General features: G+C 65.1%; 11 protein-coding genes and 1 pseudogene. 1 reads left to right on the top strand and 11 read right to left on the bottom strand.

The genetic code is table 11. The features are described 5' to 3' along the window. Positions 1 to 4: 4 nt before the first annotated feature. Positions 5 to 781: an inositol monophosphatase family protein gene (locus tag shn_RS29785; RefSeq protein WP_064334163.1), complete on the top strand. Its 777-nt coding sequence runs from the start codon at positions 5 to 7 to the stop codon at positions 779 to 781. An 83-nt stretch (positions 782 to 864) separates the two neighbouring features. Here the strand turns inward: shn_RS29785 and dhaL (shn_RS29780) are convergent, their stop codons facing one another. The 11 genes and pseudogenes from dhaL (shn_RS29780) to shn_RS29725 form a co-directional block, all read right to left on the bottom strand. Continuing rightward, positions 865 to 1,515 carry a dihydroxyacetone kinase subunit DhaL gene (gene dhaL, locus shn_RS29780; protein ID WP_064334162.1) on the bottom strand — a complete coding sequence of 217 codons (651 nt, stop codon included), beginning with the start codon at positions 1,513 to 1,515 and terminating at the stop codon, positions 865 to 867. A 28-nt stretch (positions 1,516 to 1,543) separates the two neighbouring features. Continuing rightward, positions 1,544 to 3,661 (bottom strand): bifunctional sugar-binding transcriptional regulator/dihydroxyacetone kinase subunit DhaK, encoded by a 2,118-nt coding sequence (locus shn_RS35310; protein ID WP_084438665.1) that lies wholly within the window; start codon positions 3,659 to 3,661, stop codon positions 1,544 to 1,546. Positions 3,662 to 3,798: 137 nt separating this feature from the next. Next, a complete protein-coding gene (gene dhaL, locus shn_RS29765) occupies positions 3,799 to 4,440 on the bottom strand; it encodes a dihydroxyacetone kinase subunit DhaL (protein ID WP_064334161.1) in 642 nt (213 codons plus the stop codon). 14 nt (positions 4,441 to 4,454) lie between these two features. Further along, entirely contained in the window at positions 4,455 to 5,447 is a 993-nt protein-coding gene (locus shn_RS29760; protein WP_064334160.1) for a dihydroxyacetone kinase subunit DhaK, read from the bottom strand. A 36-nt stretch (positions 5,448 to 5,483) separates the two neighbouring features. Then, positions 5,484 to 6,257: an SDR family oxidoreductase gene (locus tag shn_RS29755; RefSeq protein ID WP_064334159.1), complete on the bottom strand. Its 774-nt coding sequence runs from the start codon at positions 6,255 to 6,257 to the stop codon at positions 5,484 to 5,486. Positions 6,258 to 6,317: 60 nt separating this feature from the next. Continuing rightward, positions 6,318 to 7,304: a substrate-binding domain-containing protein gene (locus tag shn_RS29750; RefSeq protein WP_064334158.1), complete on the bottom strand. Its 987-nt coding sequence runs from the start codon at positions 7,302 to 7,304 to the stop codon at positions 6,318 to 6,320. Positions 7,305 to 7,390: 86 nt separating this feature from the next. Beyond that, the gene (locus shn_RS29745; RefSeq protein ID WP_064334157.1) at positions 7,391 to 8,395 is read right to left on the bottom strand and encodes an ABC transporter permease; all 1,005 of its coding nucleotides are present in this window, start codon (positions 8,393 to 8,395) and stop codon (positions 7,391 to 7,393) included. 53 nt (positions 8,396 to 8,448) lie between these two features. Further along, positions 8,449 to 9,927, bottom strand: a complete 1,479-nt coding sequence (locus shn_RS29740) for a sugar ABC transporter ATP-binding protein (RefSeq protein ID WP_064334156.1) — start codon at positions 9,925 to 9,927, stop codon at positions 8,449 to 8,451. Positions 9,928 to 10,660: 733 nt separating this feature from the next. Beyond that, a complete protein-coding gene (locus shn_RS29735) occupies positions 10,661 to 11,503 on the bottom strand; it encodes a sulfite exporter TauE/SafE family protein (protein WP_064334155.1) in 843 nt (280 codons plus the stop codon). A 68-nt stretch (positions 11,504 to 11,571) separates the two neighbouring features. Further along, positions 11,572 to 12,282: a fumarylacetoacetate hydrolase family protein gene (locus tag shn_RS29730; RefSeq protein WP_064334154.1), complete on the bottom strand. Its 711-nt coding sequence runs from the start codon at positions 12,280 to 12,282 to the stop codon at positions 11,572 to 11,574. Then, a pseudogene (locus shn_RS29725) lies at positions 12,282 to 13,033 on the bottom strand (ABC transporter permease). The gene shn_RS29730 and the pseudogene shn_RS29725 overlap by 1 nt, the downstream one beginning before the upstream one ends. Positions 13,034 to 13,035: the final 2 nt, after the last annotated feature.

Here is a 13,035-nt window from a genome sequence, read left to right as displayed (position 1 = left end):
AGCCATGACCGATCGTACCGAAACCTTTTTCGCCTTCGCCCAGGAGATCGCCAACGACTCCCGCGCTCTGCTCCTGGCCGCCGCCGAAGAGGCGCCCCGCGTCAACCTGAAACAGGATGCGAGTTTCGTCACCGCCACCGATCGCGCCGTGGAGGCACGCCTTCGCGAGCGGATCCACGCCACCTTCCCCGATCACGGCATCATGGGCGAGGAATATGGCAGCGAGCGGCTTGATGCCGAATTCGTCTGGGTGCTCGATCCGATCGACGGCACGGCGGCCTGGGTCGCCGGCATTCCGGTCTATGGCACGCTGATCTCGCTGGCGCGCGGCGGCAAGCCGCTGCTCGGCGTCATCGATCTGCCGGCGACGGGCGAACGCTTCACCGGCATTTCCGGCAAAGGCGCATGGCACAATGGCAAGCCGGTACGCTGCCGCAAGGGCACGGCTCTTTCGGATGCCTATATGACCTCATCAAACCCCCGCTTCATTCCCGAAGCCGACCGCGCGCCCTTCGCGCGTCTCGACGGTGCGGTGCAGTTCACCCAGTACGGCGGCAGTTGCTACAGCTATGCCTGCCTTGCGCGCGGACGCACGGACCTTGCCGTCGACGCCGGGTTCGACGCCTACGACCTCTTTGCCCCCACCGCCATCATCGAAGGCGCGGGCGGAATCGTCACCGACTGGCAGGGCGGCCCGCTCGATCTGAGCTGGAAGGGCTGTGTCGTCGCGGCCGGCGATGCGGCACTTCATGCGAGCGCCGTTCGTCTACTTGCTGCCTGATCGGTCCGAAGGGCCAAACGGATTGGCGACGGGTGCGCCAACAGCGCTCTGCATGTTTGAATCCAAAGCATCCTGCATGCAGGCTATTCTGCCTGGGTGCAGGATGCTCCGGCGATAGCCTTGATGAGTGCGGCGGCGGACACCGCGCCGGGGTCGGCATGGCCAAGCGAGCGCTCACGCAGGCGTGCGGCGCGGCCCTTGGTGGCGATCATCGTGGCAGTGGCGGCCGCGCCGTTTTCAGCGGCGTTTTCCACGGCCTTCCAGAAATCCGGTTTTGAAAGATTGCTGGCAACTCCTGCCGTGGCAGTCTCGGCGGCCGGCAACCAGACGTCGAGCATGGTCTTGTCGCCGCGCTGCGCCTTTCCGCGGTCGCGGATACCCTCGGAAATGGCGCTCAGCATGTCTCGGCAGGCGGCAAGATCGAGCTGATCACGGCCCGCGAGCGCTTGTGCGGCGCGCCGGAAGCCCGTCGCATAAAGCGGCCCGGTGGAAGCGCCGACGGCGTTGAGGAAACCGGACGCGGCCGTCGACAGCACGTCGGACGGGCTCGCGGCATCGAGATCGAGCGTGGAGAGGGCGGCGTTCACCGCCTTGAAGCCGATCGACATGGTGATGCCGTGGTCGCCATCGCCGATGGCGCCGTCGAGCTCGGACAGGTGATCCTTTTCCGTCTCGATCACCTCGGACATCCGTTCGAACATCCGGGCAAGCACTCGCGTCGCAGTTTCCGACATGTCTTCCTCCCCTTGAGCGCAGGCGGCCTCAGCCTCGCCCGGCTCCGTCCGTTTCAGGCGCATTGATGCTCAGGATCGCCGCCTGGCACGGATGGTGCAGCAGGTCGGTGAGCTGGCGGTCGAGATGCAGGATCGAGATGGAGGCCCCCACCATGTCGAGCGAGGTGCAATAGTGCCCGACCCAGTTGGCCTCGATCGTGATGTTCTTGGCGGACAGCCGCTGCTCCACCCGGCGGAACAGGATGTAGAGTTCCATCAGCGGCGTTGCGCCGAAGGAGTTGACGAGAACCGCCACCCGATCCCCGGGCTCGGCCTTCATCTCCTTGAATATGTTGTCCATGATCGTATCGACGATCTCGTCTGCGGTGCGGATGCGCTCGCGCGAGACCCCGGGTTCGCCATGGATGCCCATGCCGAGCTCCATGTCGTCGGGACCGATCTCGAAATTGTGCCGCCGCGTCTGCGGCATGGAGCAGGATTCGAGCGCGACGCCCACCGTATAGGTGCGGTCATTCGCCTTGCGGGTCACGGCCTCGCATTCATCGAGCGTCATGCCGCGGTCGCAGGCCGCGCCCGCTACCTTGAAGACGAAGAAATTGCCGGCGACGCCGCGCCGGCCTTCCCTGTCCTCGACCGGCGAGGAGACGATATCGTCGGTGGTCAGCACGGTGCGGATGGGGATGCCCTGTTCCTCGACCAGTTCGGCGGCCATTTCGAAGTTCATCACATCGCCGGCATAATTTCCGTAGACGAAGAGCACGCCCGCGCCGCCGGAGGCGGCTACGGCGCATTTGGCGATCGGATCCGGCGGCGGGGAGGAAAAGATGTTGCCGATCGCCACCGCGTCGGCCAGTCCCTTGCCGACATAGCCGACGAAGCAGGGCTCGTGCCCGGTGCCGCCGCCGATGACGAGGCCGACCTTTCCGGGCCGCGGACCGTTGCGGGCGACGAGCGCGCGGCGCGAATTGCCGATCGGCTGGAGATAGGGCTTGTGCGCGGCGATCAGTCCGTCGAGCATCTCCTCGACTACATCATTGGGATTGTTGAGGAACTTCTTGACGTGGGTGCGATAGGCGTTGGCGACGGGCGTGCTCTTCTGGCGCTGAGAGAGCTTGCCGTCGAGGCTCGTCACGCCATCGGCGCGCAGGATGCCGGCGCCGGTCGCCGCGTCCGTCACCAGCACGTTGACATAGCCCCCACGCAGCGCCGCCAGCAAAGCCGGCACCTTGTCGAAACCGCCCGCGACGGCGACGCGGGTGCCGATGCCACGCAGCATCTCCAGCGAGATACCGATCGTACGATCATCGAGGGGACCGGCGATGTGGCGGCCGCGCTCGTCTATGAAACGCCCGGCGAGCACGCCGGCGGCGCCCTTTGCGAGATAATGCTGCAAAGGCACGGATTCGAAGAAGCCGCTGGTGTGGATCGTCGAATTGGGACGGAGGGAGGAAATGCCGAAGACGATGCGGTTGGCGCGGGAAAGCGTGTCGAACTGTTCGCGGATCAGCGGCTCGGCGAGCAGCATGTCGTGCATCTGCGCGGAGGCGACGATGGCGGGGGCGGTGATGTTGACGCAGCGGGCGGAGATGGCGCGGGCGACGGCGGCCGTCGTCAGCTCCGGCGTATAGGCGAAGCTGGCGGTCGTGCCGCCGGTCGCCTGGACGACGGTGACATCCTGCAACGGGGCCATGTCCAGATGCTCGCCGACGGAGAGGACCGTGCGGCCCCAGGCGACGGCGAGCGTGTCGCCGGACTTGATCATCTTGGAAAGCGCCTGCGCGCCGGCAGCACCCAGCCTGCCGATCAGCGGGCGCGTGTTGTCGTCGTTCGGCACGACGAGACAATCGGCGAGGCCGAAATGGCGCTTCAGCTCCTGCGCGATGGTGAGCGAGGCGAGGCGGGCGGGCTCGATGGAGATGTTGACGATGCCCTTTTCGCGGGCGTCGGCGAGGTAGCTGTTGACGGTGGCGCGCGAGACGCCCATCGCCTCGGCGATCTCACCCTGCGTCATGCCGTCTTCATAGTAGAGCCAGCAGGCCCAGACATAGGGGTCGTCGCCATAGCGTAGCGGGATCGAATCGAGGCCCTCCGGCCCGTTCGCCCGGCTGATGCCGCCCTTGCGCGGCGAGGAAGTCTTCAATGCCATAGGTTTCGCCGGTCCCCCTTCAGGCGGCGACCATGAAAGCAACGCCGCCGGTTTGCAACATGCTTCGGCAAAAAAGCGGCGCGCGACCCGTCACGATAGACGGGCCGCGCATCCTGGGAGGAACTCTTGGGCCGGCGTCAGACGAGCCGGGTGCGCGCGCCCTCGGACAATTCCTTGAGGATGATGGCGCAGGAGGTCGCGCCGGCATCGAGCACGCCGAGCGAGCGTTCGCCGAGCCGGCTGGCGCGGCCGATCTTGGCGACGAGGCCGATCGTCGAGTCGCGGCCGGCCTCGGCGGCGGTGACCAGCACTTCCAGCGCCTCGCCGAAGGATTTTCCCTCCGCCGTCGCCTTGTCGAAGGCCTCGACGGCGGGCACGAAGGTGTCGAGCAGCGTCTTGTCGCCGACCTTGGCCGAACCGATCGACTGGATGCCGGAAAGGCCGGCATGCAGCATTTTGCTGTAGGCGGCTGCGTCGATCTTCTCCACGCCTTGGATCGTCTCGGCGAATTCCGTGAACATGACGCCGTAGAGCGGGCCCATCGAGCCGCCGATCTCCGTCATCAGCACGGTGCCGAGCGTATCGAGGGATTCGGCGAGCGGCGCATTCTTGCCCTTCAGCCGCTCGGCGGCCATGCCGAAGCCCTTGGCCATGTTCACGCCATGGTCGCCATCGCCGATCTTGCCGTCGATCTCGCTGAGATAGGCCCGGTTCTCGACGATCCGCTCGGCCATCGAGAGGACGATCGCGCCGCAGGACGCATTGTCGAAAGTCTGCATGGGTCTTCCTCCCGTCACAGGATGATCGTGCAACGCGTCTCGACATCGAGCAGCGTCTTCAGGTCGTCGTCGAGCGCCATGACGGTCAGCGTCGCACCGACCATTTCCAGCGAGGTGAAGTAGTTGCCGATCCAGGTTTTGCGGATCTTCAGGCCACGCGCCGAGATCTCGCTCTCGATCGTGTCGTTGAGGATGTAGAGCTCGTTGAGCGGCGTCGCGCCGAGGCCCGAGACCAGCACGGCGACCTCGGTGCCTTCGGGAAGATCGTGATCGTCGAGCACGATCTTCACCATGTCCCTGGCGACCTCCTCGGCCGTCTTCAGCGTCTCGACGCGCACGCCCGGCTCGCCGTGATGGCCGATGCCGACTTCCATCGTGCCCGGCTCGATCTTGAAGTTCGGATGGCCGACGGCCGGCAGCGTGCAGGGGCCGAGGCCGACGCCGATCGAGCGGCAGTTGTCGATCGCCTTCTGCGCGGCGGCGCGGACTTCTTCGAGGCTGGCGCCGGTCGCGGCCTTCGCGCCGCCGATCTTCCACATGAAGATCTCGCCGGCGACGCCGCGGCGCTTTTCGCGTTCCTCGATCGGGGCCGAGCAGACGTCGTCATTGGCGACGACGGTGGCGACCTCGATCCCGTCCTTGGCGGCGAGCTTCGTCGCCATCTTCACGTTCATGTTGTCCCCGGCATAGTTGCCGTAGAGCACGACGACGCCCTTGCCGCCGTTGGCTTCGCGGATGGCGTCGTGGAAGCTCTTGGCGGTGGGCGAGGAGAAGAGTTCGCCGACGGCGACGGCGTCGAGCATGTTCCTGCCGGTATAGCCGATGAAGGCGGGCTCATGGCCGGAGCCGCCGCCCGTCACCACGCCGACCTTGCCGGCAAAGGGGGCCTCCCTGGCGACGACGACGCGCGGGTTTTCCGCAAGGCGCACGATATCCGAATGCGCCTTCACGAAGCCCTTCACGGTATCCTCGACCACCAGATCCGGGTCGTTGATGAAACGCTGCATGGTAACTCCTTGAGAATTGCGAGAGCCGGTCCGGGCTCAAAGAATGGTGTAGCCGCCGTCGATCAGAAGGTCCGCGCCGTTGATCATGTCGGCGCCCGGCGAGGCCAGGAACACGGCGGCGGCGGCGATCTCTTCCGGGAAGGCGAAACGGCCGGTCGGGATGCGCTTCTTGGCGGCTTCGCCCTTCTCGCCGGCCCAGGCCTTCTTGCCGAGTTCGGTGAGCACGATGGTGGGCGAGATCGTGTTGACGGTGATGCCGTGTTTGCCCCATTCGGCGGCGAAGGTCTTGGACATGCCGATGACGCCGAACTTGGACGCGCAATAGGCGACATGCTCCTCAATGGCGACGGAGCCGGCCTGCGAGGCGAGGTTGACGATCTTGCCGCCCTTGCCGCTAGCGATCATGCGGCGGCCGACCGCCTGGGTGACGAGGAAGCTGCCCTTGAGATTGATGTCGATCGTCTTGTCCCACTGGGAAAGCGTCAGGTCCTCGGCGGGCGCCAGCGCGACGATGCCGGCGCTGTTGACCGCGATATCGATGCCGCCGAAGGCTTCGACCACGTCGGCGACGGCCTTTTCCACCGAGGCCGGGTCGGAGACGTCGCAGACGAAGGGCTTTGCCGCACCGCCGAGTTCCTCCGCCTTCGCCTTGGCGATGTCGGCGTTGATGTCGAGGACCGCGACCTTCGCGCCCTTGGCCGCAAAGGCAGCGGCGATGGCCGCGCCGATGCCGGATGCGCCGCCGGTGACGAGCGCGACCTTGCCGTCGAGCGGGAAGTTGAGGTCGATCTTGGGAGGTGTGTCGGTCATCGGTTCAGCCTTCGGATGTTGAAGAGAACGGGGCGGCGAAGCCGCCCCGCAGATCGTGTATTACTTGCGCAGGTCCAGGAGCTGGTCGACGTTCTCGGCCGTGACCGGCGTCCACGGAACATTGTATTCCTTGTCCTTGCCGTCGTTGAACGGCATGTCCGGGTATTGCGCCCAGATGTCGGACTGCGGCTTGTAGTCGCCCTTCCTGGCGTGGAAGATCGCAAGATCCAGCGCACCCTGGGCCTGTGCGCGGGCGTCCTGGAGGATCGAGGTCATCGTGCCTTCCTTGACGGCGGTCAGTGCGTCGGTGACGCCGTCGATGCCGGCGATCGCGAAATCCTCGGTCTTCAGGCCCGCGGCCTTGATCGCCTCGATCGCGCCGAGCGCCATCTCGTCGTTCTGGCCGATGACGCCGTTGATCTGGCCGGGATGGGAGGTCAGCCAGTTCTCCATCAGCGTCTGGGCTTCGGCGCGCGACCAGTTGGCGGTCTGCTGCTCGAGGACCTTGACGTCCGGGCACTCGGCGAGCGCCTTCTGGTTGCCTTCCAGGCGCGAGATCTGCGCGGACTGGCCGATCGGGCCCTCGATGATCACGACATTGCCCTTGCAGCCGATCTTGTCGAGAACGGTCTTGGCTTCCATGTAGCCGGAAACCGTGTCGTCGGAGCCGACATAGGCGGCGAGCAGGTCGGAGTTCACGCGGGTGTTGGAGCCGACGACCGGAATGCCGGCGTCGCTGGCGGCCTGCACGGCCGTCGCCCCGGCCTCGATGTCGATCGGCACGAAGACGATCGCATTGAACTTCTGCGTGATCATCGTGTTGAACTGTTCCTGCTGGACCAGCGCGTCATAGCGGCCGTCGAAGACGGTGAGCTGGACTTCGCCGCTCTTGACAGCGGGGTGCTCTTCGAGCGCGGCGGACCAGATCTGCATGAATTCCGCGTTGAGGCCGTAGGGGGCCGCGCCGATCTTCAGCTTCTCCTGGGCCAGGGCGGACGAGGCGAGCAGGGCGGTCGCCGAGGCGAGCGCGATCATCAGTTTCTTCATGTCTTTCTCCTCCTTTGAGAATTCCGGCAGCACTTCGGCGTGCCGTTTCGTCCACGGGCGCGGGAAGACGCCCGGTTCCTGTCGGGCTAGACGCCCTGGTTTCGCTTCTGGTCGAGCATGACGGCGCCGACGATGAGGGCGCCCTTGAGGACCTGCTGGTAGTAGGACTGGATGCCCATCAGATCGAGGCCGTTGTTCATGACGCCGATGATGAGCGCACCGATCAGTGTTCCCGTCACCCGGCCGACGCCGCCCGAAAGCGAGGTGCCGCCGATGACGACCGCCGCGATGGCGTCGAGTTCGTAGGCGATGCCGGCCTGCGGCAGGGCGGAACCCGTGCGCGCCGAGAGGATCATGCCGGCAAGGCCCGACAGCGCGCCCGAGATCACATAGACCATGAAGCGGATGCGCGTGACGTTGAGGCCGGAGGTCTTGGCCGCATGCGGGTTGCCGCCGACGGCATAGATGTAGCGGCCGAAGCGCGTGCGGGTCAGTACCCACCAGGAGACGAGGAAGACTACGGCGAGCAGGATGACCGGCATCGGAATGCCGAGGATGTTGCCCGTGCCGATCCAGCGGAATTCCGGGGAGAGCGCCGGCACCGGCTTGCCGCCGCCATAGATGAGGGTCGCGCCGCGGGCGGCCGAGAGCATGCCGAGCGTCGCCACGAAGGCGGGCACGGAAAAGCGCGAGACGATGAGGCCGACCAGCGCGCCGCAGCCGACGCCGACGAGGATGCCGGCGGCGAGCGCCACCACCATCGGATAGGGCGCGCCGGCAATGCCGGCCGTTGCCGAACTCGTCACGAAGCTGGCGCTCACCATGCCGGCCAGCGCGACGACCGAGCCGACCGAAAGGTCGATGCCGCGGGTCAGGATGACGAAGGTCATGCCGATGGCGAGCACGCCGTTGATCGACGTCTGCAGCAGCACGTTGGAAATGTTGCCGGGCGTCAGGAAGAATTCGTTGGACACCGAGAGGATGGCGACGAGCAGCAGGAAGGCGAGGAAGATGCCGTATTCCTGCACGATCAGCCGGCGGCGATCGGAATTCAGCCAACTGCTGGCGGTCTTGTTCTCGATACTGGTCACGGTGTCACCTCTTGCCATGCGGGGTTGGATGCGTCGGTCGGGTCTCGTTCCGGTCAGGTCGACAGGTGCACGAGGGACTGGGCATCCGTTTCCTGCCGGCCGTGAATGCCGGCGGATCGTCCCTGCCGCATGACGAGGATGCGGTCGGACATTCCCAGGATTTCGTCGATTTCGGAGGAGATCATCACGACCGTGCCGCCGCTTGCGGCAAAATCGCAGATGATGCGGTAGATCTCGCGCTTGGCGCCGACATCGACGCCGCGGGTCGGCTCGTCGAGCAGCAGGACGCGCGGCTGGCGCAGGAACCACTTGCCGAGCACCACCTTCTGCTGGTTGCCGCCGGAAAGGCCGGAGACCGGCATCGTGTCGCGCGCGGCCTTGATGGCGAAGCGGGCGATCATGTCGGCGCTGGCCGACTGCTCCTCGCTCCTGCGCATCACGAAGGCCGGGCTCATTTCGGGCAGGCTGGCAAGGCAGATATTGTTGCGCACGCTGTCCGTCAGGTTGAGACCCGTCACCTTGCGGTCCTCGGTGACGAAGGCGATGCCCTCGGCTATGGCGTCGGAGGGCTGGCGGATGCTGACGACCTGGCCGTTAAGGCGGATCTCGCCGGATGACGGGCGGTCCATGCCGAAGAGGCAATTGAAGATTTCCGTGCGGCCCGAGCCCATCAGGCCGTAGATACCGAAGATCTCGCCCTTGCGCGCGGTGAAGGAAATGTCCTCGATCTTGCCGGGTGCGGAAAGCCCGGAGACTTCGAGGCCGGCGGTCTCGGTCGGCGTGTTGGTCTTGATATATTCCTCGCCGAGCTCGCGGCCGACGATCATGCGGATGAGGCCGGGGCGGTCGATATCGGCGAGCCTGCCCGCGCCGACGAAGCCGCCGTCGCGGAAGACGGTGTAGCTGTCGGCGATCTGGAAGATTTCGGAAAGCCGGTGCGAGACGTAGACGATGCCCTTGCCCTCGGCCTTCAGGCGCTTGATGGCGGAGAAGAGGTGCTGGGCCTCCTTCTCGCCGATCGCCGAGGTCGGCTCGTCCATGAAGATGACGTCGGCTTCGTGGCTGAGCGCCTTGGCGATCTCGACCAACTGCATCTGCGCGACCGAGAGGTTCATCATGTATTCGCGTGCGGAGATGCTGAATTCGAGGCGGTCCAGCAGCGCCTGGGCGTTGCGGTTCATCGTCTTGAAATCGATGCTGCCGAAGCGGGCGGAGGGCTCGCGGCCGAGATAGATGTTTTCGGCCACCGTCATGTGCGGGACCGGGCTCAGCTCCTGCTCGATGATGGCGATGCCGGAACGGAGCGCTTCCGCCGGGCTGCTGAATTCGACCGGCTTGCCGCGGTGCAGGATCGTGCCGCCGTCGCGCTTGTGGATGCCCATGAGGATGGAAAGGAAGGTCGACTTGCCGGCGCCGTTGCCGCCGCAAAGCGCGTGCACCGAGCCGGTTTCCAGCTCGAAGCGACCGTCACGAAGCGCGGCAACGCCGCCGAAGGATTTTTTCAATCCCTCCACTTTCAGAAGTGGCTGCATGCATTCCTCCCGGCATTTCGAACGATGCTCTCCCATCGCATTTTTACAAAATACGTTTCTATGGCGACAAATGTCAATATATGAAATTAACAAACGATGGGCGTCATTCGTCATTTGTCAAAATGTGTCGAATTGTGCGCGTGGTGCGATCGCCATCTGGTGCCACGCGTGGATGGAGAAGTTGAGGCCGTGACGGGAACCCAATTCGCGTGTTCAAAATCAGGAACTCTCAAGCGATCAGGCCGCGCCCGCGGTAAAAAGCCACCAGATTTTGGGTCTCCGGGGCACCCCAGCCCGGGCCGTTGCCGCAGATCCGGTGAGGCGAAAAAGCCCTCTCAGCCGCAACCGAGATCAAGCCCGGCTTCGCCCCACTTCACCGGCTCTCCCGCTGCCAGAATTTCAACTCGATACCAATCGAGGCTGTTCTATGGGCGAAGGTTCAGAAGGCGGTTGGCGACGTCCACTCCCAACGCAGCACAAGCGGATTTGGCGTCTCGACGGTGTGGAGGAGATAGCTGAGCGCCAGCGAGGCCGCGTTTTCGGTTGTCGGAGTTTTCCGGGATACTCAGCGAAAGCGCTGATCCTTTATTTGCGACCCACGTAGATACGGCGCCCGTGTCAAGGGGTCATATCCCTTAAATGTCCGGGATTTGAACGGCCGCTGGAATCTGTTCGAGGCCAGAGTGAAAAATGCCGTCCGGGGTCGCGCCGGATGCGCGATTGCTGACTTCTGTCAGTTCGCGAAGGCGCCGAAGGGCACCAGGTCCGCGATCATCTTGGCCGATGTGAGTGCCAGAAAAATGCCGAACAGCTTGCGCAAGGTGCCGGGCTCGATCGTGTGGGCGGTCCTGGCTCCGAGCGGGGCGAACCACATGCTCGTCAGCATGATCGCCACCATGCCCGCGATGTTGACATAGCCGAGGGAATAGACGGGCAGGCCTTCCTTGCCCCAGCCGTTGACGATGTAGCCGAGCGTGCCGGGCAGGGCGATGATGAGGCCGATCACCGACGCCGTGCCGACGGCGCGACGGACCGGATAGCTGCAGATGCTCAAGGTCGGCACGGTGAGCGTGCCGCCGCCGATGCCCATCAGCGTGGAGATCGTGCCGATGCCGGTGGCCATCGCCGCCTGGCCGGGTTTTGCCGGCAGCGAACCGATCGGATGCCAGCCTTCCCGGGTGAAGAGCATGTAGGCGGCGACGATGGCCGCGACGAAACCGAAGATCGCCGTCAGCGTTTCCCCCGGCGCATAGGCGGCGATCAGGACGCCGATCATCACGCCCACGGCGACGAACGGTCCCCAGAGCTTCAGAAGGTCCGTATCCACTGCACCGCGTGCCCGGTGAGCCCGGATCGACTGGAAGGACGTGGGGATGATCGTTGCAAGCGACGTGCCGACTGCGATGTGGGCGCGCAGCGCCGGATCGACCTCGAAGAAGGCGAGCACATGGTAGAGCACCGGCACGACGATGATGCCGCCGCCAACGCCGAGCAGGCCGGCAAGGAAGCCCGAGACGCAGCCGACAAGGCCGAGAACCAGGGCGAATGTCGTCATAACGGTCAGCGAAACCGGCATCGTCGTTCTTCCGATCGAGGGGAGCTTGGGCGGGGCGGGACGGCGCGCCGGAGCGCGCCGCCGGTCTTTCAGGCGACCTTGAAGGACACCTCGTCGACACCGTCGACATGGGCGACCATCTCGTCGCCCTTGACGATCGCGCCGACGCCGGCCGGCGTGCCGGCGAAGATCAGGTCGCCGGGCTGCAGCGTGAAGAGGCGCGAGAGATAGGCGATCATTTCCGGCACCTTCCAGATCATCTGGTTGAGATCGCCGTTCTGGCGGACTTCGCCATTGACCTTGAGCCAGATCGCGCCTTCCGTCGGGTGGCCGACCTTGGCGACCGGATGAAGCGGACCGCAGGGCGCGGAGTTCTCGAAGGCCTTGCCGGTTTCCCACGGGCGGCCGAGCTTCTTGGCTTCGCCCTGCAGGTCGCGCCGGGTCATGTCGAGGCCGACAGCGTAGCCGTAGACGCAGTCGAGCGCCTGATCGAGGGGGATGTTGTCGCCGCCGCTCTTCAGCGCCACGACGAGCTCGACCTCATGGTGCACGTCCCTGGTCTCGGCCGGATAGGGGAAATCGGTGCCGGGCAGGACGAGCGTGTCGGGGTTCTTCTGGAAGAAGAACGGCGGTTCCTTGTTCGGGTCGTGGCCCATCTCGATGGCGTGGTCGGCGAAGTTACGGCCGACGCAGTAGATGCGGTGCACCGGGAAGAGTGCCTGGCTGTCGACGACAGGAAGCGTGGGGACGGCTGCCGGCTTGAAGACGTAGGCGGCATTGATGGAGGACATGTCGTTCATTATCGCGCTCCTGCGTAATATTCGATGCGTTTTTCAAAGAGTTCCACGCCCGCGGACAGAAGCATGGCTGCCGCGAAGAGGATGATTGTCAGAGCCCAGAAGCGCTCCATGTCGAACGAGCGGGAATAGAGCTCGAAGAGTTCGCCGTATCCGATGATGGACACGAGGATCTGGCCGATCACCACGCCCTTCACCCCACGGATGAGGCCGATGCGGATGCCCGCAAGGATCTCCGGAAGGGCGGAGAGCAGGATGATCTTGGTGAAGATCGTCAGCCGCGAGGCGCCGTAGCAGCGCCCCATCTCGATGAGCGAGGGCGGCACCTGCATGACGCCGGCCCGGGCATCGAGCACGATGATCCAGACGGCGAAGAGGAAGACGGTCACGACGACGGTGGTCTCGCCGAGGCCGAAGAGGATCATCAACACGGGCACGAGCGCGGACAGCGGCGCGCTGACGAACATGTTGACCCACAGGCCGAAGATGTTGTCGACGATCTTGAACCGCCCCATGGCAATGCCGAGCGGCACGCCGACGCCGATCGCCAGCGCCATGCCGACCACGAAGGACCGGAGCGTCACCAGCGAGGCGTTCTGCCAGGAGTTCGTCGCGACGAGGTCGAAGCCGGCCGAGACGATCGCGCTCATCGGGGGATCAGGAAGATCACGTCCATCCTGCCGACGACTTCCCAGACGAGCGCCCAGAACAGGAGCGAGGTCATCATGGGGATCTTGATGCCGAAGAGTTTCATGG

The sequence above is a fragment of the Shinella sp. HZN7 genome, assembly GCF_001652565.1.
Lineage (GTDB): Bacteria > Pseudomonadota > Alphaproteobacteria > Rhizobiales > Rhizobiaceae > Shinella > Shinella granuli.
Note: the sequence above shows the minus strand (reverse complement) of the source record. Positions and strands in the feature narration are given on the sequence as shown.